At 70.2% G+C, this 23,735-nt stretch carries 23 protein-coding genes and 2 tRNA genes; 18 read left to right on the top strand and 7 right to left on the bottom strand.

The annotated features are described in order from the left end of the window. The first annotated feature begins 11 nt into the window (after positions 1 to 11). From EDF42_RS15945 to EDF42_RS15955, 3 genes are read left to right on the top strand one after another with little or no spacing between them, the layout of a single operon-like run. Complete coding sequence (locus EDF42_RS15945; protein ID WP_260213549.1) at positions 12 to 1,421, top strand: serine hydrolase; 1,410 nt, start codon at positions 12 to 14, stop codon at positions 1,419 to 1,421. Further along, positions 1,418 to 1,984 carry a GbsR/MarR family transcriptional regulator gene (locus EDF42_RS15950; RefSeq protein ID WP_123673328.1) on the top strand — a complete coding sequence of 189 codons (567 nt, stop codon included), beginning with the start codon at positions 1,418 to 1,420 and terminating at the stop codon, positions 1,982 to 1,984. The genes EDF42_RS15945 and EDF42_RS15950 overlap by 4 nt, the downstream gene beginning before the upstream one ends. Beyond that, a complete protein-coding gene (locus EDF42_RS15955; protein WP_123673330.1) occupies positions 1,981 to 3,633 on the top strand; it encodes an ABC transporter ATP-binding protein in 1,653 nt (550 codons plus the stop codon). The genes EDF42_RS15950 and EDF42_RS15955 overlap by 4 nt, the downstream gene beginning before the upstream one ends. 15 nt (positions 3,634 to 3,648) lie before the next feature. On the opposite strand, the gene EDF42_RS15960 is transcribed toward EDF42_RS15955, so the two are convergent. Then, positions 3,649 to 4,230 carry a hypothetical protein gene (locus tag EDF42_RS15960; RefSeq protein WP_123673333.1) on the bottom strand — a complete coding sequence of 194 codons (582 nt, stop codon included), beginning with the start codon at positions 4,228 to 4,230 and terminating at the stop codon, positions 3,649 to 3,651. Positions 4,231 to 4,331: 101 nt separating this feature from the next. Next, on the bottom strand, positions 4,332 to 5,174 hold the full coding sequence (locus EDF42_RS15965; RefSeq protein ID WP_185041001.1) for a helix-turn-helix domain-containing protein: 843 nt from the start codon (positions 5,172 to 5,174) through the stop codon (positions 4,332 to 4,334). Between the two features lie 133 nt (positions 5,175 to 5,307). Here EDF42_RS15965 and EDF42_RS15970 point away from each other — a divergent pair, with 133 nt between their 5' ends. Genes EDF42_RS15970 through EDF42_RS15980 form a run of 3 tightly spaced genes read left to right on the top strand, consistent with a single transcriptional unit; the run spans position 5,308 to position 8,443 of the window. Continuing rightward, entirely contained in the window at positions 5,308 to 6,864 is a 1,557-nt protein-coding gene (locus tag EDF42_RS15970) for a sensor histidine kinase (protein WP_123341100.1), read from the top strand. 39 nt (positions 6,865 to 6,903) lie between these two features. Continuing rightward, positions 6,904 to 7,566 carry a response regulator transcription factor gene (locus tag EDF42_RS15975; RefSeq protein ID WP_111084503.1) on the top strand — a complete coding sequence of 221 codons (663 nt, stop codon included), beginning with the start codon at positions 6,904 to 6,906 and terminating at the stop codon, positions 7,564 to 7,566. Positions 7,567 to 7,579: 13 nt separating this feature from the next. Further along, the gene (locus EDF42_RS15980) at positions 7,580 to 8,443 is read left to right on the top strand and encodes a DMT family transporter (protein WP_123673336.1); all 864 of its coding nucleotides are present in this window, start codon (positions 7,580 to 7,582) and stop codon (positions 8,441 to 8,443) included. An 8-nt stretch (positions 8,444 to 8,451) separates the two neighbouring features. Here the strand turns inward: EDF42_RS15980 and EDF42_RS19065 are convergent, their stop codons facing one another. The 3 genes from EDF42_RS19065 to EDF42_RS15990 form a co-directional block, all read right to left on the bottom strand. Beyond that, entirely contained in the window at positions 8,452 to 8,604 is a 153-nt protein-coding gene (locus tag EDF42_RS19065; protein ID WP_159572741.1) for a hypothetical protein, read from the bottom strand. A 102-nt stretch (positions 8,605 to 8,706) separates the two neighbouring features. Next, the gene (locus tag EDF42_RS15985; protein ID WP_123293983.1) at positions 8,707 to 9,039 is read right to left on the bottom strand and encodes a hypothetical protein; all 333 of its coding nucleotides are present in this window, start codon (positions 9,037 to 9,039) and stop codon (positions 8,707 to 8,709) included. Positions 9,040 to 9,154: 115 nt separating this feature from the next. Beyond that, positions 9,155 to 10,186: a LacI family DNA-binding transcriptional regulator gene (locus EDF42_RS15990; RefSeq protein ID WP_123341098.1), complete on the bottom strand. Its 1,032-nt coding sequence runs from the start codon at positions 10,184 to 10,186 to the stop codon at positions 9,155 to 9,157. Positions 10,187 to 10,301: 115 nt separating this feature from the next. Between EDF42_RS15990 and EDF42_RS15995 the strand changes: the two genes are divergently transcribed. From EDF42_RS15995 to EDF42_RS16025, 7 genes are all read left to right on the top strand, one after another. Further along, positions 10,302 to 11,594, top strand: coding sequence for an ABC transporter substrate-binding protein (locus EDF42_RS15995; protein WP_123673338.1), 1,293 nt, complete (start codon positions 10,302 to 10,304; stop codon positions 11,592 to 11,594). After that, positions 11,594 to 12,472: a carbohydrate ABC transporter permease gene (locus EDF42_RS16000; protein ID WP_123673340.1), complete on the top strand. Its 879-nt coding sequence runs from the start codon at positions 11,594 to 11,596 to the stop codon at positions 12,470 to 12,472. The genes EDF42_RS15995 and EDF42_RS16000 overlap by 1 nt, the downstream gene beginning before the upstream one ends. After that, on the top strand, positions 12,469 to 13,431 hold the full coding sequence (locus EDF42_RS16005) for a carbohydrate ABC transporter permease (RefSeq protein ID WP_220036393.1): 963 nt from the start codon (positions 12,469 to 12,471) through the stop codon (positions 13,429 to 13,431). The genes EDF42_RS16000 and EDF42_RS16005 overlap by 4 nt, the downstream gene beginning before the upstream one ends. Beyond that, positions 13,431 to 14,825 carry a cellulase family glycosylhydrolase gene (locus tag EDF42_RS16010; RefSeq protein WP_123673342.1) on the top strand — a complete coding sequence of 465 codons (1,395 nt, stop codon included), beginning with the start codon at positions 13,431 to 13,433 and terminating at the stop codon, positions 14,823 to 14,825. Before EDF42_RS16005 ends, EDF42_RS16010 begins: the two co-directional genes overlap by 1 nt. A gap of 32 nt (positions 14,826 to 14,857) precedes the next feature. Then, entirely contained in the window at positions 14,858 to 17,857 is a 3,000-nt protein-coding gene (locus tag EDF42_RS16015) for a glycoside hydrolase family 38 C-terminal domain-containing protein (protein WP_123673344.1), read from the top strand. A 49-nt stretch (positions 17,858 to 17,906) separates the two neighbouring features. Then, on the top strand, positions 17,907 to 18,827 hold the full coding sequence (locus EDF42_RS16020; protein ID WP_123673346.1) for an endo-beta-N-acetylglucosaminidase H: 921 nt from the start codon (positions 17,907 to 17,909) through the stop codon (positions 18,825 to 18,827). Between the two features lie 225 nt (positions 18,828 to 19,052). Beyond that, on the top strand, positions 19,053 to 19,343 hold the full coding sequence (locus tag EDF42_RS16025; RefSeq protein ID WP_123673347.1) for a DUF1905 domain-containing protein: 291 nt from the start codon (positions 19,053 to 19,055) through the stop codon (positions 19,341 to 19,343). Positions 19,344 to 19,485: 142 nt separating this feature from the next. On the opposite strand, the gene EDF42_RS16030 is transcribed toward EDF42_RS16025, so the two are convergent. Beyond that, positions 19,486 to 19,556, bottom strand: a tRNA-Gly gene (locus EDF42_RS16030). Between the two features lie 53 nt (positions 19,557 to 19,609). Between EDF42_RS16030 and EDF42_RS16035 the strand changes: the two genes are divergently transcribed. From EDF42_RS16035 to EDF42_RS16055, 5 genes are all read left to right on the top strand, one after another. After that, positions 19,610 to 19,885: a hypothetical protein gene (locus EDF42_RS16035; protein WP_148067817.1), complete on the top strand. Its 276-nt coding sequence runs from the start codon at positions 19,610 to 19,612 to the stop codon at positions 19,883 to 19,885. A gap of 93 nt (positions 19,886 to 19,978) precedes the next feature. Then, positions 19,979 to 20,055, top strand: a tRNA-Pro gene (locus EDF42_RS16040). 52 nt (positions 20,056 to 20,107) lie between these two features. Then, positions 20,108 to 21,415 carry a trigger factor gene (gene tig, locus EDF42_RS16045; protein ID WP_185041003.1) on the top strand — a complete coding sequence of 436 codons (1,308 nt, stop codon included), beginning with the start codon at positions 20,108 to 20,110 and terminating at the stop codon, positions 21,413 to 21,415. A 169-nt stretch (positions 21,416 to 21,584) separates the two neighbouring features. After that, the gene (locus tag EDF42_RS16050) at positions 21,585 to 22,214 is read left to right on the top strand and encodes an ATP-dependent Clp protease proteolytic subunit (protein ID WP_111084515.1); all 630 of its coding nucleotides are present in this window, start codon (positions 21,585 to 21,587) and stop codon (positions 22,212 to 22,214) included. Positions 22,215 to 22,240: 26 nt separating this feature from the next. Beyond that, the gene (locus EDF42_RS16055; protein WP_111075987.1) at positions 22,241 to 22,900 is read left to right on the top strand and encodes an ATP-dependent Clp protease proteolytic subunit; all 660 of its coding nucleotides are present in this window, start codon (positions 22,241 to 22,243) and stop codon (positions 22,898 to 22,900) included. 180 nt (positions 22,901 to 23,080) lie between these two features. Here EDF42_RS16055 and EDF42_RS19370 read toward each other — a convergent pair whose 3' ends face one another. Next, entirely contained in the window at positions 23,081 to 23,686 is a 606-nt protein-coding gene (locus EDF42_RS19370) for a copper resistance CopC family protein (protein ID WP_185041005.1), read from the bottom strand. Positions 23,687 to 23,735 lie beyond the last annotated feature (49 nt).

Raw genomic sequence — 23,735 nt, forward strand, 5'->3', positions numbered from 1 at the left:
AAAGGACCACCGTGACCGACACCCTCTCCGCGTACCGGAAGACCCTGCCCTACATCCACGAGTGGGTGTCGTACAAGGTCTGGCAGCTGCGGGTGCCGGGCGTGCAGGTCGCCATCGGGTTCGGCGGCGAGGTGCTGTTCGACGAGGCCTGGGGCTACGCCGACGTCGAGGCCGGGCGTCGCCTGACCACCACCGACCTGTTCCGCATCGCGTCGCACTCGAAGACCTTCACCGCGACGGCACTGCTCCAGCTCGCCGAGCGCGGGTCGCTCCGGCTCGACGACACCGTCGGCACGTACGTCCCGGCGCTGGTCGACGGCGGCTCCCCGCTCGCCGACGCCACGATCCGTGAGCTCATGGAGATGGGCGCCGGCGTCATCCGCGACGGCCACGACGGCGACTACTGGTCGCTCCTGCGCCCGTTCCCCGACGAGCAGGAGCTGCTGGCGCTCGTGCTCGACCGCGGGCAGAAGGTCCCCACCGGGTCGTCGTTCAACTACTCGAACCTCGGCTACTCGCTGCTCGGGCTCGTCATCGCCGCGGTCTCCGGCCGGTCCTACAACGACTTCGTCCGTGAGTCGATCACCGAGCCGCTGGGCCTGCGGAACACCGGCCCCGACTGGGACCCCACGCGCGCCGACGACTTCGTGGTCGGGTACACCGGCTTCCACACCGCGCGGCAGCGGCAGCGCATCGACCACGTGGACACCCACGCGATGGCCGCCGCCACCGGGTTCCACGGCACCGCCTCCGACCTGGTCAAGTACTTCTCGCAGCACGTCATCGGGGCCGGCAGCCTGCTCGACGACCACTCGAAGCGACTCGCGCAGCGCAAGGCCTGGAGCGCCACCGACGACCCGGCCGCCCGCGGCTACGGCGCCGGGTTCATCGTCGACCGCATCGGCGGCCGCGACGTCCGCGGCCACTCGGGCGGGTTCCCCGGGCACATCACGCAGTCACTGTTCGACCCGGCGTCCGGACTCGTCGTGTCCGTCATGACGAGCGCCGCCGCCGGGCCCGCCACCCTCATCGCCACCGCCGTCGTGCAGATGCTCGACGCCGCGGCGGACACGTCCGCGCCGGGTACTCCCGTGCCCGACGACGTCGACACCGCCGCCTACACCGGACGCTTCGCCAACCCGTGGGGCGTCAGCGACATCGCCCGGATCGGCGACCGGCTCGTCGAGGTCGACCCGTCCGGACCCGAACCGCTCGACACCCCGACCCGGCTCGAGGTCGTCGACGCGGACACGCTCCGGATGACGCACGGCAACCGCTTCGGCTCGGTCGACGAGGACATCACCTTCACGCGCGACGCCGACGGTACCGTCCGGTCGATCCGCGCCGGTGGGGGCATGACCGAGGAACCGTGGACGATCCCGACCGAGTCGCCCGAGGTCGCGGCAGGGCTGGCACCGTGAGCGACGTCGACGGTCGGGGCGACGGTGCCGGGCACGACGACGTCGTGCTCGAACCCGAGCGTCAGGCGTTCGTCGAGGAGTTCGCCCTCATGCTCAACGACGGTGCGGGCATGGCGCTCACCGATGCCCGGGTGCTCGGCTACCTCATGATGACGCGCGCGCCGCACTCGTCCTCGGCCGATCTCCAACGCGCCCTCGGCGCCAGCTCGGGTTCGGTCTCGATGGCGACGCGCCGGCTCGTCGACTCCGGGTTCGTGAAGCGGCAGATCGTCGCGGGCGAACGCAGCCACTACTTCCGTGCCGAGGCCGACGTCTGGGGCTCCTGGCTCGCCGGCGAACGGAAGTACCTCGACCGGCAGCGCGACATCATCGGACACGGCCTGGCGGTGGTCGAGCACGCCGGCCGCACCGGGGCGGGCGACGTCGACGCCGAGGTCCGCGAGCGCCTGCTCAACGGCCGCGACTACATGCAGTGGTTGCAGGGCCACCACCACAAGATGCTCGAGGACTGGGAGGCGTTCAAGGCCGCCCGCGACCGCACCGACCGCTCGGAGACCCCATGACCGACGTCCTGACCGTCGACCACCTGTCCGTGACCTTCGACGTCGACGGCGCCGAGGTCCGCGCGGTCGACGACGCCTCGTTCACCGTCGGCCGCGGCGAGGTCGTCGCCGTCGTCGGGGAGTCCGGATCCGGCAAGAGCATGACCGCGATGACGGCGATGGGGATCGCGCCGGACGGGGCACGGTCCTCCGGCAGCATCCGGCTCGGCGACCTCGAGGTGCTCGGCACCGACGAGCGCACCCTGCGCGGGGTCCGCGGCCGCAGCGTGTCGATGATCTTCCAGGACCCGTCGGCCGCCCTCAACCCGGTGTTCACGATCGGGTTCCAGCTGGCCGAGGCCGTCCGCCGCGCCGACGCCTCACACGACCGCGCCGCCGTCCGTGCTCGGTCGCTCGAACTCCTGCGTGCCGTCGAGGTGCCGGAACCCGAACGCCGGCTCGGCCAGTACCCGCACGAGCTCTCCGGCGGACAGGCGCAGCGGGTGATGATCGCGATGGCGCTCGCCGCCGACCCCGACCTGCTCATCGCCGACGAGCCGACGACCGCACTCGACGTCACGGTGCAGGCCGAGGTGCTCGACGTCCTGCGTGCGCTGCGGGAACGCACCGGCACCGCGATCCTCCTCATCACCCACGACATGGGCGTCGTCGCCGACATCGCCGACCGCGTGGTCGTCATGCGCCGCGGTCGCATCGTCGAGACGGGCACCGTCGCCGCGGTCTTCTCCGCACCGTCCGCCGACTACACCCGTGACCTGCTCGCTGCGGTCCCACGCATGGGCACCGAGGTCGGCCGGGAGGCGCGGGTCGACCCCGTCACGGAGGCCCCGTCGGTCGTCCTCGACGTCCGGCACCTCGTGGTCGAGTACGGCGGTGCACTGCGCGGGCGGTTCCGCGCGGTCGACGACGTGTCGTTCACGGTCGGTCGCGGCGAGATCGTCGGACTCGTGGGCGAGTCCGGCAGCGGCAAGACCACCATCGGCCGCGCCGCCGTGGGGCTGGCACCGATCACGTCCGGTTCGGTCGTCGTCGAGGGCACCGACGTGGCGGTCGCCCGACGAGCAGCTCGTCGGGAGATGCGGCGACACGTCGGCGTGGTCTTCCAGAACCCGCTCCGGTCGCTCAACCCGCGCTACACGGTCGGACAGACCGTCGCCGAGCCGCTCCGGCAGATCCTGCGCCTGCCGTCGGCACAGATCGACGAACGGGTGGACCGGCTGCTCGCGGACGTCGGCCTGAACGGCGGGTACCGCGAGCGCTTCCCGCACGAGCTCTCCGGCGGACAACGGCAGCGCGTCGCGATCGCCCGCGCCGTCGCGCTCGACCCCGCACTGCTCATCGCCGACGAGCCGACGAGCGCCCTCGACGTCTCGGTACAGGCCCGGGTGCTCGACGTCTTCCGGGAGCTGCAGGAACGCCTCGGCTTCGCGTGCCTGTTCGTCACCCACGACCTCGCCGTGGTCGACACGTTGTGCGACCGGGTCGTCGTGCTGCACGGCGGGAAGGTCGCCGAGCAGGGGACCCGCGACGCCATCCTCCGGTCGCCGCAGGACCCCTACACGCGTCGACTCATCCAGGCCGCGCCGGTGCCCGACCCGGACGAGCAGGCAGTGCGCCGATCCGAGCGCCTGGCGGCACGGGCCGGCTGAGGGGCGCTCGCCGGCTCAGCGCACCTCGGCCGAGGCCCAGAGCGCGTTCACGCCCCGGCCCACCGGACGCAGGAGCGGGACCGCGACGAGCACCGTCGCCGCCAGGTAGGCCACGGTCTGCAGCAGCCCCGGGACGGAGAACGCGATGCCGAGCGCCCCCTGCGGCAGCGCTGTGAGCAGGACCGTGTTCGACAGCAGCGCCAGGACGAACCACAGCGACGCCGCCACGGTGACGATCCAGCCGAAGGCCCGCTGTACGCCGTCCTCGTTCCGGATGATCAGCACCCCGAACGCCACGAGTGCACCCTGCGCGACGACGAGGAGCACCTCCGTAACCCAGCTCGGCGCGGGCCACAGGAGCGCGAACGCAAGGACCGACACCGCGAACGCGAGCGCCCGACGGTCCCGAGCGCGCACCGCGGCGACGAGCACGACCGCACCCGCCAGCCCGGCGAGCGCCGTGGCGACGAGGAGCAGTCCGTTCGGCAGGTCCCACGGCGCGAGCCAGATCGTCCCCACCAGCCCGCGCGCCCCGAACACGACCGCTGCGACGACTGCCGCGGCCGAGACCACCCGAACCCCCGTGATGTTCTGCATGCCCGCACACTACGCGCAGCCCGCGCCGCGGGGAGAGCATGTTCTGTCCGGGCGGCTGACGGTCCTGGTTCGCGAACCGCGGGATTCGTGAACCGGAACCGTCAGAACCGCCGAGGGAGGTCGGTCTCCGGTGCACGGACCCGCTGCAGCGCGCGTCGCATGGAGGCGGTGGTGCTGAAGCCGAAGCGTGCAGCGACCTCGGCGGGACGGTCACCCCGGGTGAGTGCACGCCGGACGCCGAGGCTCCGGAACCACCGCCCGAGCTGGGCCGGCGTGCAGCCCGTGGTCTCCGCGCACCGGCGCTCGAGGGTGCGCGGAGACATGCCGACCCCGTCGAGCAGGTCCGCTGTCGAGTGCCCGCCCGCCGGGTCGAAGAGCCGGTCGAGAACCCTCGCCAGGCTGTTGTCGCGCAGCGAGGGCGGTGGGTTGTCGTGGAGCACGGTCGTGACCACGAGTCGCGCGAGCGCATCCTGCTGCACGCCGTGCCACCGGCCGCCGTCGAGGTGACCGACGTGCCGCAGCGCCAGCACGACGTCCGCCGACGCGAAGCCCGCGGGCTGGGTGGTGGCGATCGACGGGAGCGCGAGGACCTCGGCAGCGAGTGGCCCGAGCGTCGCCGACCCGACGACGACGCCGGTTTCGGCGAACAGGGCCTCGTGCGGGAAGTCGTACGATGGAGCAGTGCGAGGCGGACCGTGCCGCTCGGGGTCGGAGCCGATCGACGTCGTCGGGTGCTGCTCGACCAGTGCGGCTCCACCCGCCTCGATGAACACGAGTGTGTCGTCGCGGTGGAGCCAGATCGGCCGGTGCCGGGTCGCGACCCAGGCGTGCGTACCGTCCGGATCGAGGTCGATCGTCCAGCGGTCGTCGTCGGATCGGATCTCCTCGCCGGGGCCGACCTCGAGGCCGACGGCGTCGATCAGTGCTCGGAGTGCGTCGCCCATCACCACGAGCATGTCCGGCGGGCCGTCCCGCGACGATCGGCCTCGGGAGATCTGTGGAGAGGGGGGATAACCCCACCCGGGGTGGGGAGGGGGCAGGATGGGGGAACGGCCCCGTGATCGCGAGGCTGGAGTCATGACCGACACCGACCGCCTCGACCAGGCGCGAACCGTCCCGCTGGACGACGTCACACCCTCGCCCGACCAGGCCCAGACCGTCCCGCTGGGCGACTCCGTCCCACCTGGAGCCACCAAGCCGATGCCGCAGTACCCGCGACAGCACGAACAGCAGACCCCGCCGGCGTCGTGGGGAGCGACCCCGCCGAACGGATCGGCACCGGGTGGCGGTCGTGGCGGCAGTGCGGGCTCCGGCATGACCGCCGGCGCGTTCTACCGCGAGTCCTGGAAGCGCCTGCCGCGCGACTTCGGGTACATGGCCCTGACCGGGGTGCTGCTCTGCACGCTCTACTTCGCGTTCCCCGCGGCGATCTTCGGCGGCGGCTTCCGCGACCTGTTCAACCCGTTCGTGCTGCTGATGTTCTTCATCGCGCTGTTCGTGGCGCGGTGGCTCGGACAGTTCGAGAAGCTCCGCATCGGATGGGCCGACCGGCGTCCGATCCGCCCGGTGGACTGGACGCCCCGTTGGCAGCAGAACTGGTGGACGCGCACCGGTTCCGCGGTCGCCAACCCGCACTACTGGCTCTACCTGCTGCACGCAGCGGTCGTGTACCCGCTCGTCGCGCTCTTCACCGTGGGCGCCGGCGTCCTGCTGCTCGCCGGGTTCCTCTGGCCCGTCGGGCTCGCGGTGGTCGCGTTCGCGAACGGCCTGAGCGCGCAGTACTTCGGGTGGGACATGACCTCCGTCGTCGGCTTCGGGTTCCTCGGGCTGCTGTCGATGGCCGCCTCGGTCGTGCTGTTCCCGCTCTGGGCCCGTGGCTCGGTCATCGCGCACTACTGGGTGGACTTCGGTCTGCTCGGCGGGTTCCGTGCCGAGCAGCTCGAGCAGCGCGTCGCCGGACTCCAGGCCTCCCGTGCCGGTGCGGTGACCGCCGAGGGCCAGGCCCTGCGCCAGATCGAGCGCGACCTGCACGACGGCCCGCAGCAGCGCCTGGTGCGGCTCCGGATGGACCTGTCGGCAGCGGAACGCGCGTTCGACAAGGACCCGCAGAAAGCGAAGCAGCTCATCGGCGAGGCCTCGGAGCACGCGCAGGACGCCCTCGACGAACTGCGTGCACTGTCCCGCGGGTTCGCCCCACCGATCCTGCTCGACCGCGGGCTCGTGGCGGCCCTCGAAGCCCTCGTCGCCCGCACCCCGATCCCGGTCGGCCTCGACGTCCGCCTGCCCGAGGGCCTCGAGCTCGCGACGGAGATCCAGCGCAACGTGTACTTCACGGTGAGCGAGCTCCTGACGAACACCATGAAGCACGCCGGTGCCACGACCGCCGGGGTGTACCTCGGCCTCGTGGTCGACGCCTCCGGGCTCTGGTACCTGACCGTCAGCGTGACCGACGACGGCCGCGGCGGCGCACGACCCCAGCAGGGCCACGGCATCGAGGGTCTGATCGGCCGGATGCGCGCACTCGACGGCGACCTGGTCGTCGCGAGCCCCGAGGGCGGCCCGACCGAGGCCACGGCGCGGATCCCGCTCGGTGCCCTGAACGGCGTCCCCACGACGGCGAACCCGCGGTCGTGACCCCACGGGAGCGCCCGCGCTCCCACTAGGCTGGTCGGCATGACAGACGGCCCGGATGCAGCACGCATCCGGGCCGTCGTCGTCGACGACGCCGTCCTGCTGCGCGAGGGCCTGGCCCGCGTGCTCGACGAAGCCGGCATCGACGTCATCGGCCAGTACGCCGACGCCCGTGCGTTCCTCGCGACGCTGCCGGACGGCGCTCCCGACGTCGTCGTCATGGACGTCCGGATGCCGCCGACCTTCACCGACGAAGGCGTCCGCGCAGCCGTCGAGACCCGCCGGATCGCCCCGCGCACCGGGGTCCTGCTCCTCTCGCAGTACGTCGAGGCCACCTACGCCGAAGACGTCCTCGCCGCCGGTGCGACGGGCATCGGCTACCTGCTCAAGGACCGCGTCACCCGGCTCGAGGAGATCGACGACGCCGTGCGCCGGATCGCCGCTGGCGGCACCGTGCTCGACCCCGAGGTCGTCACGCAGCTGATGAGCCGGCGGCGCGACCCGCTCGCCGCGCTCACCCCGCGCGAACGCGACGTGCTCGGCCTGATGGCCGAGGGTCGCACGAACGCGGCCATCGCCCGCGCCCTCGTCATCGGCACCGGCGCCGTCGAGAAGCACGTGTCGAGCATCTTCGGCAAGCTCGCGCTCGAGGACACCGGCGAGGACCACCGCCGCGTCCTCGCCGTGCTCGCCTACCTCGGATGAGCCGGTCCGGCGGATGAACCAGGCCCGCGGCACCGACCGGATCCCGGCTCCGCTGCTCGCCCTCACCGCGATGGTGTCCGTCCAGGTCGGTGCCGCGATCGCGAAGACCCACTTCGACGACGTCGGCGCGGTCGGGGCCGCGACGCTCCGGCTCGTCATCGGCGCGGTGGTGCTCGCGCTGGTCGTCCGTCCTCGCGTCCGGCACTGGACCCGCGCGCAGTGGCTCGGCGCGGTCGGCCTGGGGCTGGCGCTCGGCGGGATGAACGTCTTCATCTACCTGGCCTTCGCGACCATCCCGATCGGGGTCGCGGTGACGATCGAGTTCCTCGGTCCACTCGCCCTGTCCCTCGTGCACACCCGGCGGTGGCGCGACGCGCTCTGGGCCGCCCTGGCGCTCGCCGGCGTCGTCCTGCTCGGGGTCGGCCCGAGCGCCGTGACCGAGGTCGGCGGCATCGTCTGGGCCGTGCTCGCGGCGGCCTGCTGGGCGGGCTACATCGTGATGAACCGGCACGTCGGCGCCGCGATCCCGGGTGTCGACGGCCTGGTGGTGTCGATGGTGGTCGCGATGCTCGTGTCGCTGCCGTTCGGGCTCCCGTCCGCGATCGACGGCGTGGTCCGCGAACCCGTGCTCCTGCTCGTCTTCGGCGCCGTCGCCGTCCTGTCGAGCGTGCTGCCCTACGCCCTCGAGATGCTGGCGTTGCGACGGATGCCGACACGGGTGTTCGGCGTGCTGCAGAGTCTCGGCCCGGCGATCGCCGCGCTGGCCGGCCTCGTGGTGCTCAGCGAGGGGCTGTCCGTGCTGGAGACGGTGGCGCTGGTATGCGTCACTGCTGCGAGCGTCGGCGTCACGCTGTCCGCGCGCCGCCGACGCCGCTGAACCACCGTCTACTCGTCGCCGAGGAAGTCGGCGTACGTGGGTTCCGTGTGCTCGCCCGACAGCAGGGCCGGATCGTTGACCCGGGCCTCGACGTAGGCGCTGATGACCTCGGGTGGGGTGAGCACGTGGGCGACCCAGGACGGCACCGCTGTGTTCTTCATGGTGCCTCCTCGTCCCGGAGCGGCACTCGAACGAATGCCTCGATCAGTGAGTTACTTACCGAACCGGTGTTCGCTAAACCATCCTCGGGGTGCGACCGGAAGTCAACGCGCTGCGTTCTGCGGACTCCGCATCGCGCGTTCCGCCTGGTCGGCACGCAGGGTGCGGTGCTTCACGGCCGACCGCCACACCCACGCGTCCGCCTGCTGTCCGAACTGCGCCCACTCGACCATGACGGCATCACGGGTCCAGCTCTTCGCGAAGGCCTTCACCCGGACGTGGAAGGTCGGGAACTGGATCCACGCCCAGACCGGCACGGGGGTGACGGCGTGGCAGACGTCGGGCCCGCGGGCGTCCTCGGACAGCGAGTAGGCGCGCGGACGTTCGACCTCCGGGTGTTCCGGGGGCTGCCACCGGTTCTCGCGACGCCGTCCCACGACGGTATTCGAACGTGTGTTCGAACGGGAGTCAAGTCCGCCGCGTGCCGTGGACCTCGGCCGGACGCCCGCTGGGCGTGTCGTCGTGGAACGCCAGGAGCGCCGGAGTGGCGTATCAGGACCCCGCGCGTGCCGTCGATTCCCGGACACTGAGGGTCAGTGGCGGCCCGGGGCGTGACGGCAACGGGGCATCGGCGTCGATCTGTGCGCGCAGGAGTGTCGCCGCGCGCTGCCCGAGCTCCACGGTGTCGCGGGTCAGCGAGGTGATGGACGGCCGGACGAGCTGGATCATCGCCGAGTCGTCGAACGACACGATCGAGACGTCGGTCGGCACGGCTATGCCCATCTCGCTCGCGACCCCGAGCCCGGCGACCGCCAGGACGTCGTTGTCGTACACGATCGCCGTCGGCCGAGTGCTGCGGGACAGCAGGGTGCGGGTCGCACTCGCGCCAGCCTCGGCGGAGTAGTCGGTCGGGATCGACACGGCGTCCGCGAGCCCCTCGGCTGCCGCGAACGCCCGGACGCGTTCGATCCGCATGGCGGTGTGCTCGAACTCCGGGCGCCCGGCGACGTGCGCGATGCGCCGGTGCCCGAGCGCGTGCAGGTACCGAAGGACGGTGTCGGTCGCGTCGCCGTCGTCGATCCACACGCTCGGTGCGGAGCCCTCTGGTGAGGGGTGGGAGCCGACGACGACCGTGGGCATGCCGAGCTCGGCGAGCAGGGTGAGCCGGTCGTCGTCGCGCCGCGGGTCGATGACGACGACACCGTCGACCCGGTGCCCACGCCACCACGCCCGGTAGGTCTCGAGCTCCTCGGCCGCGTCGCGTGCCACGAGCAGGTTCATCCCGACGTGGGTGCCGGCGAGCCCGAGCTGGATGCCGGAGATCAGGTCGCCGAAGAACGACTCGGTGCCGAGCGTGCGGGCCGGCCGGTTCAGCACGAAGCCGATCGACCCGGCCTTCGCGCCGCCCAGGGCGCGGGCCGCGGTGTGCGGTTGCCAGTCGAGTTCGCGGGCGATCGCGCGGACGCGTTCGCGGGTCTCGTCGGACACGCCGGGGCGGTCGTTGAGGGCGAACGAGACCGCGCTGACGGACACGCCGGCACGCGCGGCGATGTCGGAGATCGTCGTTCGACGGTTCGTGGCCACGGGCTTGACTATAGCGTTTTAGTCCTTCATAGTCACTGCCACAAGCGGGTTCAGCCGCAGGGACTGAACCGGTTCAGCACGATGACGAAGCAGGATGACGAGGGAGTCAGACGCCATGAGGACCACCACACGTGCGACGAGGAGCCGCGCCGCAGCGCTGTTCGCAGGAGTTGCCGCCACGGCACTCGTCCTGACCGGCTGCTCGAGCGGCGGCAACGCGGCCGACACCCGCAGCGGGGAGATCAGCGGGTCGATCACGCTGCAGACCTGGGCGCTCACGCCGACGTACACGGGCTACCTGAACGGGGTGATCGCCGACTTCGAGAAGGCCCACCCCGACGCGAAGGTCAAGCTGCAGGACCAGCCGGGCGACGGCTACGCCGACAAGGTGCTCAGCCAGGCGTCGTCGAACTCGCTGCCCGACGTCATCAACCTGCCGCCGGACATCGCCCTGCCGCTCGCGAAGCGCGGGTTCCTGCAGGACGTCGCAAAGGACGACGCCAAGCTCGCGAGCACCTACGTCTCCGGCGCCCTGGACTCGTACCAGTACAAGGGCGTGGACGGCACGTTCGGCTACCCCTGGTACCTCAACACCGACGTCGACTACTGGAACGCGACGATGTTCACGAAGTGCGGCCTCGACGCGGAGAACCCGCCGAAGACCACCGACGAGCTGTTCACGCAGGCGAAGACCATGCACGAGAACTGCCCGACCGACTACCTGATGAGCCGGAAGCCCGGCCTCGGCGACTTCACCCTGGCCGGCGTGAAGGTCCTCAACGCGGACGGCACGAAGTTCACGTTCGCCGACTCGTCGAAGGCCGCCGACCTGATCGAGCGCTACAGGGACGCGTACCAGGACGGCTACATGCCCTCGAACGTGCTGAACAGCGACTACCTCGGCAACTCCACCCTGTTCACGCAGCAGAAGGTCGCCTGGACTACCGGCGGCGCCACGTCGCTCGCCGACTTCGAGAAGAACAACCCGTCGCTCAAGGGCAAGGTCACCGTCAGCCCCGCACTCGACACCCCGCCGCTGTACGTGCAGGGTCTGTCGGTGTCGGCCAAGTCGAAGCACCTCGCCACGGCCGAGGCGTTCGCGAAGTTCATGACGAACGCGGAGAACCAAGAGGCCTTCGCACACAAGGTCAACATCTTCCCGTCGACCACGTCGTCGCAGTCCGACCCGTACTTCTCGAAGGACGACGGCACCGTCAACGGCGAGGCCCGTGTCCTGGCGAACGAGGCCCTGAAGACCGCGAAGGTCCTCAACCCGGTCGAGGCGAACTCCGCGATGACGGACTTCCTCGACCAGCAGATCGCCCTCGCCATGAAGGGCCAGGTCGCGCCGGAGAAGGCGCTGCAGACCGCCCAGACCAAGATGAACAGCCTGCTGGCCAACGGCTGATGCGCGCCAACCGCTGGTTCACGCCCTGGCTGCTCGTCCTGCCGGCCCTCGTCTGGCTCGTCGCGTTCAGCCTCTGGCCGTCGATCAACACCGTCCGGCTGTCGTTCACGAACGCCAGCCCGCTGGGGGGCGTGAGCCAGTGGGTGGGCCTTGCGAACTTCGAGACCCTGCTCGCCGACCCGCAGGTGTGGGAAGCGCTGCTCAACAGCGTCATCTACATGGCGATCTGCCTGCCGCTGCTGACCGTGCTGCCGCTGCTCATCGCGGTGCTCGTCCAGCAGAAGCTGCCGGGGATCGCGTTCTTCCGCACGGCGTTCTACACGCCGGTCATCGCGTCGGCCGTGGTCGTCGGGCTCATCTGGACCTGGATCCTCGACGACCGCGGCGTCATCAACGAGATGGCGCAGGCACTCGGCGTCGTGCAGGGCAGCGTCCCGTTCCTGACCGACCGGTGGCTGCTGCTCCTCAGCGCGATCAGCCTGACGGTCTGGAAGGGCCTCGGCTACTACATGATCATCTTCCTCGCGGCCCTCGGGAACGTCGGCAAGGACCTGCACGAAGCGGCCGCCCTCGACGGCGCCGGATCGGTGCGGCGGTTCTGGTCGGTCACCATGCCGGGGGTCCGCGGCACCATGACGCTCGTCGGGATCCTGGTCTGCGTCTCCGCGCTCCGGGTGTTCAGCGAGCTCTACATCCTCACCAACGGCACCGGTGGACCCGGCGGGCAGGACAATTCGCTCGTCATGCTCATCCAGCAGTACGCCCGCGGCTTCACCGGCAACCTCGGATACGCGTCCGCCCTGAGCCTCCTGCTCTTCGTCGTGACCCTGATCCCGATGCTCGCCCTCGCGCGGATGAACAGCAAGGCGGACAAGTGACGAACACGACGACCACCGAACCCGCCCTGGGCGGGGCGCGCGGTGCAGCCAGCCCGACGCCGGACGTGACGGGCCAGGCGGACGCGGGACGGGCCTCCCGGCCTCCTCGCAAACGCCGTCGCGCGGTCTGGGGTGTCATGTCGACCCGCGAGAAGGTCGTGCGCTACGTCCTGCTCATCGTGGTGCTCTTCATCACGATCGGCCCGTTCCTGTGGCAGCTGTCCACGTCGCTCAAGGGTGCCGGCGAGGACATCTACACCGCGAACCCGTCGTTCATCCCGACCGAGCCGACCATCGAGAACTACCTCAAGGTGGCCGCCGCGATCCCGGTCTGGCGCTACATCGGCAACTCGCTGCTCGTCGCCGCGATCGACGTGTTCGGCAACATCGTCTTCGCGACGCTCGCCGGTTTCGCCCTGGCGCGGCTGCAGTGGCGGCACCGCAAGCTCGTGCTCGGACTGTTCCTCGCGACCCTCGTCCTGCCCGGCGAGGCGACGATCATCTCGCAGTTCGTCACCGTCAAGGACCTCGGCCTCGCCGACAACCTGGTCGGCGTCGCCCTGCCCGGCATGATCGCCGCACTCAACGTGCTGCTCATGTTCAACGCGTTCCGGCAGATCCCCGAGGAGATCGACCAGGCCGCGGTGATGGACGGTGCGAACGCGATGCAGCGGCTGCGGTACATCTCGCTGCCCGCCGTGCAGGGGACCATCGCCGTCATCGCGATCTTCTCGTTCATCGGGGCGTGGGACGACTTCCTGTGGCCGCTCATCGTGCTGCAGTCGCCGGAGAACCTCACCCTGACCGTCGGGTTGCAGTACCTGCAGGGTACGTTCGCGACCGACCAGCGCATGATCGCCGCCGGCACCATGATCGCGTTCATCCCGATCGCCGTGATCTTCGCCGTCCTGCAACGCTTCTTCTTCAAGGGCGTCGAAGAGGGCGGTGTGAAGGGCTGATGCGTTTCGGGGTCAACTACACGCCCTCGGTCGGCTGGTTCCACTCGTGGCTCGACTTCTCACCGTCGGACACCGCCAGGGACCTCGAGGCGATCGCCTCGCTCGGCGCCGACCACGTGCGGATCTTCCCACTCTGGCCGGTGGTGCAGCCGAACCGCACCCTCATCCGGGCGTCGGCGCTGCAGGACGTCGCGACGGTCGTGGACATCGCCGGCTCGTTCGGGCTCGACGTCAACGTCGACGCCCTGCAGGGGCACCTGTCGAGCTTCGACTTCGTGCCCTCGTGGCTGGACAGCTGGCACCGTCGGAACATGTTCACCGACCCAGACGTCGTCGCGTCGACCGCGGCGTACGTCCGGGCGCTCGCCGCAGCGGTCGCGGACAAGCCGAACCTGCTCGGCATCACCATCGGCAACGAGGTGAACCAGTTCGCGCACGCTCCGCACCCCGCCCCGCACGACATCACGGCGGAGCAGGGGCACGCGTGGGCGGCGGCGATGGTCGCGGCGGCACGGTCCGGGCTCGCGTCCGGTCCGTCCGGTTCGTCCGGTTCGGCAGGTTCGTCCGGCCTGGAGGCCCGGGTCGACCCGTCCGCGTCGGCCCCGTCCGGCAGCGGGTCGCGTCCACGGCCGCTGGTCACCGTCGCGCAGTACGACGCGGCCTGGTACGACGACGCGCAGCCGTTCGGACCGGAGCACGCGGCGGACCACGGTGACGCCACCGTCACGCACTCGTGGGTGTTCAACGGCTCGGCGGCCCTGCACGGCGCACTCGGACCGGGATCAGTGCGGCACGGGGAGTACCTGCTCCAGCTCGCCGCCGCGTGGAACCGCGACCCCGCACGGCCGAACTGGCTGCAGGAAGTCGGGGCGCCCACCAACGTCGTCGCCCCGGAGGACGCCGCCTCGTTCACCGAGCAGACCATCCGGCACGTGCTCGGGGCGCAGGAGGTGCTCGGCGTCACGTGGTGGTGCTCGCACGACGTCGCCAGGTCGCTCGCCGACTTCCCGGAGCTCGAGTACGACCTCGGGCTCTTCACCAACGACGGCCGGATCAAGCCCGCGGGAGAGGCCTTCGCGGCCGTCGCACGGTCCGGCGCCACCGACACCGCTGCTGCGCCGCCGGCCACGGCGCTCGTGCTCGACGACGTGCTGCCCGACGGCTCGGACCGACACGGGATGCGTGCCGACTGCGCCCCCGGCGGGCGGTTCGCCGCCGCCTGGCTCGCGGTCGCGTCGGCCGAACCGGACGGTCGCGGCCCGCAGGTCGTCCTGCGTTCCCGGCTCGGCGACACCGGGATGCTCGCCGCCCGTGGCATCGACCGCTGCGTCGACGTGCCCGCCGAGCTCGACTCCACCTCCATCCGCGTCGCGCACCCCGCGACCACGCGCTGACCCGCGCCCACGCCCCGACCCTGGAAGGCTCCATGCACGACGACATCCCCCTCACCACCGGACGGGCCCGCCGGGTCCTCGACGAGCGCATCACGCCGGCGGTGCACGCCACCGCCGTGCCGTTGGAGACCGCCTGGCACGAGCTGCCGGGGGAGCCGATCCCGCCGGCGCAGGGACTCGCGCTCGAGTTCACGCCGTACGGGGTCGGCATGCCCTGGGGTGCGGCCTGGGGGACGACCTGGTTCCGGCTGACCGGGACCGTGCCGGCCGAGTGGGCCGGTCGCCGGGTCGAGGCCGTGATCGACCTCGGCTTCGACAAGAACATGCCGGGGTTCCAGTGCGAGGGGCTCGTGTACCTGGCCGACGGCACGCCGGTGAAGTCGATCAACCCGCGCAACCAGTGGGTGCTGCTGACGGAACGGGCCGAGGGTGGGGAGACGATCGAGCTCTACGTCGAGGCGGCGTCGAACCCCGTCCTGCTCGACTACCACCCCTTCCTCGTCACGCACGAGGGCGACATCCAGACCTCGTCGTCGAAGCGGCTCTACACCTCGCGCCGGATGGACCTCGCCGTGTTCGAGTCCGAGGTGCACGAACTCGCGCTCGACATCGACGTCCTGCTCGAACTGCAGGCCGAGCTGCCCGAGGGGCCACGACGGATGCGGATCCTGCAGGCCCTCGACGACGCGCTGGACCGACTCGACCTGCAGCACATCGCTGCGACCGCGGGTGACGCGCGTGCGGCGCTCGCCGACGTACTCGCCGCCCCCGCCGAATCTTCCGCGCACACGATCTCGGCGATCGGCCACGCCCACATCGACTCCGCGTGGCTTTGGCCGGTCCGCGAGACGATCCGCAAGGTCGCCCGCACCACCTCGACGATGACCGAGCTCATCGACCAGACCGACGACTTCCTGTACGGCATGTCGAGCGCGCAGCAGTACGCCTGGATCAAGGAGCACCGGCCCGAGGTCTACGCCCGGGTGCAGGCCGCCGTCGAGGCCGGCCGGTTCCTGCCGATCGGCGGCATGTGGGTCGAGTCCGACACCTTGATGCCGACCGGCGAGAGCATCGTCCGCCAGTTCTCGCAGGGGCAGCGGTTCTTCGAGCGCGAGTTCGGCATCCGGCCCAAGGGCGTCTGGCTGCCGGACAGCTTCGGGTACTCGCCGGCGCTGCCGCAGCTCATGCGCCGTGCGGGCTTCGAGTGGTTCTTCACGCAGAAGATCTCGTGGAACCAGGTCAACAAGTTCCCGCACCACACGTTCCTGTGGGAGGGCATCGACGGCTCACGGGTGTTCTCGCACTTCCCGTCGATGGACACCTACAACTCGCGCCTGTCCGGCAGCGAGGTCGCGAAGGCCTCCCGCCAGTTCCGTGAGAACCGGCTCGCCACCGGGTCGATCGCACCGGTCGGCTGGGGCGATGGCGGCGGCGGCACGACCCGCGAGATGACCGGCACGGCTTCACGCCTCGCCGACCTCGAGGGCAGCGCGAAGGTCCGGTGGGAGCACCCGGACACGTTCTTCGACCGCGCGAAGGCCGAACTGCCGGACCCGCCGGTGTGGGTGGGGGAGCTGTACCTCGAGCTGCACCGCGCCACCCTGACCAGCCAGCACGGCACCAAGCAGGGCAACCGCCGGTGCGAACAGCTCCTCATCGAGGCCGAGCTCTGGGCCACGACCGCCGCCGCACGCAGCGACTTCGCCTACCCGTACGACGAGCTCGACGCCCTGTGGCAGCAGGTGCTGCTCCAGCAGTTCCACGACATCCTGCCGGGCACCTCGATCGCCTGGGTGCACCGCGAAGCCGAGGCGAAGTACGCCGAGACGGCCGCGGCGCTGACCGCGATCATCGGCCAGGCGCTCTCGGCGCTCGCCGGTGCCGGAGATGCGGCCGTCGTCGTCAACCCGGCCCCGTTCCTCCAGGCCGGCGCACCCGCGCAGGGCGCCGTCCTGGCGACCGACGTGGCGGAACCGACCGCTGTCACGCTGACGGAGCAGGACGGCGGGTACGTGCTGGCGAACGAGCTGGTGCGTGTCACGGTCACCGACCAGGGACTCGTCACGAGCGCCGTCGACCTGGCCAGCGGGCGCGAGGCGATCGCCGCCGGGCAGACCGCGAACCTGCTGCAGCTGCACCAGGACTTCCCGAACATGTGGGACGCGTGGGACGTCGACCGGTACTACCGGAACCGGGTCGAGGACCTCGTGGCGGTCACCGGGTTGACAGCGTCGGTGGACGACGCCGGGGTCGCACGGGTCGTCGTGTCCCGGGCGTTCGGCGACTCGACCGTGCGGCAGCAGATCGTCCTCGCACCGGACTCCCGCACCCTCGAGTTCGACCAGACGACCGACTGGCACGAGACCGAGAAGTTCCTCAAGGTCGCGTTCCCACTCGACGTCCGCGCCGAGCACACCGTCGCCGAGACGCAGTTCGGGGCTCAGAAGCGGGTGACCCACACGAACACCTCGTGGGAGGCCGCGAAGTTCGAGACGTCGATGCACCGCTACGTGCTGGTGTCCGAGCCGGGCTTCGGCGTCGCGCTCGTGAACGACTCGATCCACGGGTTCGACACCACCCGCGACGCCGTCGACGGGCACGTCACCACCACCGTGCGGCTGTCCCTGCTGCGCGCACCGCGGTTCCCCGACCCTGAGACCGACCAGGGCGTGCAGACACACCGGTACGGGATCGTCATCGGGACCGACCAGCTCGGGGCCACTGCGGCGGGCGTCCGGATGAACGCCGGCGCGCGGACCCTCATCGGGGCGCACGGGTTCGCGCCGCTCGTGCGGGTGTCCGGCGGGGTCGTGCTGTCGAGCGTCAAGCTCGCCGACGACCGCTCCGGCGACCTGGTCGTGCGGGTGTACGAGCCGGTGGGGCGGCGGGGGACCGGCGGGATCGAGGTCGACGGGCCGTTCGGACCGGCTGCCGAGGTCACCCTGCTCGAAGAGCCGTTGACCGACACGGATGCGTCGTCGTTCGCCGTCGACGCGTACGAGGTGCGGACCTTCCGGTTCCCGCGCGTCTGAGAACCCGGTCGGCGACCGCCGGCCGGTTCATCACTCGAAGAGGAGTGTCATGAAGAAGTCCATGAAGTTCGGGATCGTGGCGGCAATCGCCGCGATGGTGGCGGCGCCACTGGTGCCGTCAGCCGCGACCGCAGCACCGACCGCTGCTGCAGCCGCCGCCGGCACTGCCGCCGCGACGAAGTCGGGGCCGACGAGCATCGCCTACGTCGAGGTCAACAACGACCAGCTCGCGAACGTCGGCCGCTACACGCTGTCCGGCGGTGCGAACGCCTTCGACGTCGCGATCATCTTCGCGGCGAACATCAACTGGAACGGCTCCAAGGCGGTTCTGGTCAACAACGACAAGGTGCAGGCGACCCTCGACAACGCCGCCACGCAGATCAAGCCGCTGCAGGCGAAGGGCATCAAGGTGTCGCTGTCGGTCCTCGGCAACCACCAGGGTGCGGGCATCGCCAACTTCCCGACCCAGGCCGCGGCGTCGGACTTCGCGTCCCAGATCGCCGCCACCGTGTCGAAGTACGGACTCGACGGCGTCGACCTCGACGACGAGTACTCCGATTACGGCGCGAACGGCACCCCGCAGCCGAACCAGCAGTCGATCGGCTGGCTCATCACCGCGCTGCGTGCCCAGATGCCCGGCAAGCTCATCTCGTTCTACGACATCGGCCCGGCCTCGTCCTCGCTGTCGTCGTCGAGCAGCACCGTCGGCTCGAAGCTCGACTACGCCTGGAACCCCTACTACGGCACGTACTCGGCGCCGTCGATCCCGGGGCTCGGCAAGGACCGGTTGTCCGCTGCGGCGGTGGACATCCAGAACACCTCGCAGTCGACGGCGGTGTCGCTCGCGCAGCGCACGAAGGCGGACGGGTACGGCGTCTTCATGACGTACAACCTGCCGGGAGGTGACAAGTCCGCCTACGTCTCCGCCATGACGCAGCAGCTCTACGGGCAGGCCGCGTCGTACCGCTGACCCTTCCGTCCTGACGGCGGCTCGCGCCCCGTGCTCCCCGGTTCCGGCCTGGAAACACGGGGCGCGTCCGTCGTCCACGTCCCGCTGGCTCCGAGGAGGCACCAGTTCCTCCTCGCGCTTGACGGTTCCGGTTCGCAGATCCCGGTGATCGTGAACCGGAACCGTCACGGACCGAGATCGGAACCCGGTCCGGCGCGCTCGACGACGCGGCCGTACGATCGCGACATGGAGCTCGAGTTCCGCGGTGAGGTGATCGAGTGGCGCGGCCCGTCACCGTTCTTCTTCGCCGTCGTGCCGCCGGACGCCGCCGAGGTCATCGCCGACCTCGCGCCGATGCTCACCTACGGCTGGGGTGTGATCCCTGCCCGGGTGACGATCGGCGCCGTGACCTGGACCACCTCGTTGTTCCCGAAGGACGGCGGGTACCTCGTGCCGTTGCGTGCGGCGGAGCGCAAGCGTGCCCGGGTGGAACTCGGCGACGCCCCGCAGATCACGCTCGAACTCGGCAGTCCCTGACGACGCACGGTGCGCGCGTGTTCGCCCCGTGCGACGTTGATCGCTCGGTGCGCCGGAACAACCTCGCACTGAGCAAGCAACCGTGCACGGGCCGGAGAACACTGCACCGTGCGGCGACCGTAGACAGAGGGAGGAACGAGAGAGGGGATGACGGGAATCGAACCCGCGTGGCCAGTTTGGAAGACTGGGGCTCTACCATTGAGCTACATCCCCGCGCTGCGCACGTGCCGCAGCCCGACCATCCTAGCGGACGAACGAGTACCGACATGCCACCCCGTGTGATGCTCCCGCCGACCGATGTCGATGCACGGCGGATCAAGCGGTCGCGGGTGGTCTCGTACGCGCTGGTGGTCCTCGCCGCGATCGTCTTCTCGATGCGCCCCGAGCTGTTCGGCGATCCGCAGTCGCAGCCCGCGCACGTCCTGCTGCACGTGTGGCGGATCGTCGTCGGCATAGTGCTCGCTGTCGCGGCGCTCGGGGTCCAGGTGGTGGTCGGCGTGCGGTGGCGCAACGGCCTGCGACGCGCCGCAGCGGACGAGTGACGTCCCTCCCGGGAACCGCGCACCGGGGGACCGCTAGACTCATCGGCGTCGCATGCGCCCTTCGGCGCGCGCGGACACCCTGGCCCAGTCAAACGGGGCGTAGCTCAGCTTGGTAGAGCGCCCGCTTTGGGAGCGGGAGGTCGCAGGTTCAACTCCTGTCGCCCCGACCAGGTCCTCGAGAACCATCGACCACACGAACGTCAACCAACAGGAGAACATCCCGTGGCCACCAGCACCGTCGACAAGGTGAGCGACACCCGCGTCAAGCTCACCGTGAACGTGACGCCGGAAGATCTCAAGCCGAGCATCGACCACGCGTACAAGCACATCGCCGAGCAGATCAACATCCCCGGCTTCCGCAAGGGCAAGGTCCCGCCGGCGATCGTCGACCAGCGCGTCGGCCGTGGCGAGGTCCTGAACCACGCCGTCGGTGACGCCATCGACAACTTCTACCGCCAGGCGGTCGAAGAGCAGGAGCTGCGCATCCTCGGCCGTGCCGAGGCTGACGTCGCCGAGCTGCCGAACCTCGCCGACTTCGCGGGCGACCTCGTCCTCACCTTCGAGGTCGACGTGCGTCCCGAGTTCGACCTGCCGGACTACTCCGCGTACGAGCTCACCGTCGACGCCGTCGAGGTGTCGGACGACGAGATCGAAGAGGAGCTGCAGAACCTGCGCACCCGCTTCGGCACGCTCGTGACCGTCGACCGTCCGGCGAAGACCGGCGACTTCGCGCAGATCGACCTGATCGCCAGCATCGGTGACGACGAGGTCGACTCGGCCACCGGCGTCTCCTACGAGATCGGCTCCGGCGACCTGCTCGAGGGCATCGACGAGGCGCTCGAGTCCCTGACCGCCGGCGAGTCGACGAACTTCGAGTCGAAGCTCGTCGGTGGCGACCGTGAGGGCGAGACCGCCCAGATCGCCGTCACCGTCACCGCCGTCAAGGAGCGCGAGCTCCCCGAGGCCGACGACGAGTTCGCCCAGATCGCCAGCCAGTTCGACACGATCGACGAGCTCAAGGCGGACCTGAAGGAGCAGATCGCGAAGTCCAAGACCTTCGGTCAGGGCGCCGCGGCTCGCGACAAGCTCGTCGAGAAGCTCATCGAGGACGTCAACATCCCGATCTCGGAGCAGCTCATCGAGGACGAGGTGCACCGTCACCTCGAGCAGGAGAACCGCCTCGAGGACGACGAGCACCGCAAGGAGGTCTCCGAGTCCAGCGAGAAGGCCTTCCGCTCGCAGATCCTCCTCGACTCCATCGCCGAGAAGGAGGAGATCCAGGTCTCCCAGGAGGAACTGACCCAGTACCTCATCCAGGCTGCTGCGCAGTACGGCATGGAGCCGGCTGAGTTCATCAAGGTCATCGACCAGAACGGCCAGATCCCCGGCATGGTCGGCGAGGTCGCCCGCTCGAAGGCGGTCGCGACCGTCCTGTCGAAGGTGACCGTCAAGGACACCAACGGCGACGCAGTCGACCTGTCCGCCTTCACGGCGGGCGTCGCGCAGGCCCCTGCTGAGGACGCCGAGTAACGAACTCGACGCCACCAGCGATACAGACGGGAGGCACGGTGCCAGCTGGCACCGTGCCTCCCGTCTCGTGTTTTCCGCACCACCGCATTGCTGTCGGCGAACACACGCGAAGTGGTGCGTTGCAACCGATAAGTTCGACAACAAGCGACAACTGAACGGGAGCTTTTCCATGGCCGAAGCAACACTGAACCCCAGTGTTTTTGACCGCCTTCTGAGAGACCGGATCGTGTGGCTCGGCTCCGAGGTCCGCGACGACAACTCGAACGAGATCGCAGCCAAGCTGCTGCTGCTCGCCGCCGAGGACCCTGAGAAGGACATCTACCTCTACATCAACTCGCCCGGTGGCTCGATCACCGCCGGCATGGCGATCTACGACACGATGCAGTTCGTCCCGAACGACATCGTCACCGTGGGCATCGGCCTGGCCGCGTCGATGGGACAGTTCCTGCTGTCCTCCGGCACGCCGGGCAAGCGCTACATCACGCCGAACGCCCGCGTCCTGCTGCACCAGCCGTCCGGCGGGTTCGGCGGCACCGCTGCCGACATCCAGACGCAGGCCAAGGTCATCCTCGACATGAAGCAGCGCATGGCGGAGCTCACGGCCGAGCAGACCGGCAAGTCGATCGAGCAGGTCCTCAAGGACAACGACCGCGACAACTGGTTCAGCGCGCAGGAAGCCCTCGAGTACGGCTTCGTCGACCACCTGCGTGCCTCGTCGGCCGAGGTCGTCGGCGGTGGTGGCACCGTCGGTGACGGCGCGACGCCGACCGCGGCTGCCGACCCCGACGCCCAGTCCTGACCCCCACCGAAGAAAAGGAAACGAGAATGCATCTCCCAATGCTCGGTGGCGCGCAGAACGTCCCGGCTCCCTCCGATCGGTACATCCTGCCGAGCTTCGAGGAGCGCACGGCCTACGGCTACAAGCGCCAGGACCCGTACGCGAAGCTCTTCGAGGACCGCATCGTGTTCCTCGGTGTCCAGGTCGACGACGCGTCGGCTGACGACGTCATGGCCCAGCTGCTCGTGCTCGAGTCGATGGACCCCGACCGCGACATCGTCATGTACATCAACTCGCCCGGTGGCTCGTTCACCGCGATGACGGCGATCTACGACACGATGCAGTACATCCGTCCGCAGATCCAGACGGTCTGCCTCGGTCAGGCCGCCTCGGCCGCGTCGGTGCTCCTCGCCGGTGGCACGCCGGGCAAGCGTCTGGCCCTGCCGAACGCCCGCGTGCTCATCCACCAGCCCGCTGTCCAGCAGGGTGGCGGCCAGGCGTCGGACATCGAGATCCAGGCGGCGGAGATCCTCCGCATGCGCACCTGGCTCGAGGAGACGCTGTCGAAGCACTCCAACAAGACGCCGGCGGAGATCAACCACGACATCGAGCGCGACAAGATCATGTCCGCGCAGGAAGCCGTGGAGTACGGCCTGATCGACCAGGTCCTCACCAGCCGCAAGAACCTGCCGGCGCTCGTCAAGTAGTACCGCAGGCCGCTTCGGCGCCGACGAAGGGCGGTCGAGGTTCCAAGATCTTGGAATCTCGACCGCCCTTTCGTCGTGCTGTGGAACCTCGGCGGACCTGAGCGGCGAGTCGTGGAACCTGGGTGCGCCGGCTCGCCAGCACACCGGCCTGGAGGCACGGCGCGGGTCCGCCCCGTCGGCTCAGTCCTCGGTGTCGTCCGTCTCGGGCGCGGGGCGGCGCCGCAGGAGCAGCAGGACCGCGACGACCGCGGCGACGAGGACGACGCCTCCGGCGCCGATCCAGAGCGCGTCGGTCGCGGCCGAGTCGGTGTCACCCGAGGCGGTGCCGGTGGTGGCGGCCGCGGTGGAGTCGTCTCCCGCGGTGGCGCAGGTCGGCGGCGTGGTCGATCCCGAGGCCGCGGAGAAGCCGGACGGGGCCTTCCACGTGAAGGCGTACTCGTCGGAGACGGTGTGGCCGTCGGCGGAGACGATCTGCCACTCGACGGTGTACTTCCCCGAGTCGCCGAGTGCGGCGGGCGTGGTCATCGAGGGGCCGTCGATGTCGACGCAGCCGTCCTCGTAGTACTTCCCGTCCGGACCGACGACCCGGAAGGCGAAGCCCGAACCGGAGTCGCCGATGTCGAGCAGCTTGTCGTTCGTGGTGATCTCGAACGCCTTCGGCAGCGCGGTGAGTGTGCCGCCGACCTCCGGGGTGGACGCGATCAGGTAGTTGTGCGCGCTGGCGGGACCCGCGAGCCCGAGGACCGCACCGCCTGCGATCGCGACGGCCGCGGCGGACCCGGCCACGAGCCTCCAGGCAGAGGACCGCAGTCGAGCCCGACGCGAGCCGCGCTGC

Source organism: Curtobacterium sp. PhB172 (assembly GCF_003752545.1).
In the GTDB taxonomy this organism is placed as follows: domain Bacteria; phylum Actinomycetota; class Actinomycetes; order Actinomycetales; family Microbacteriaceae; genus Curtobacterium.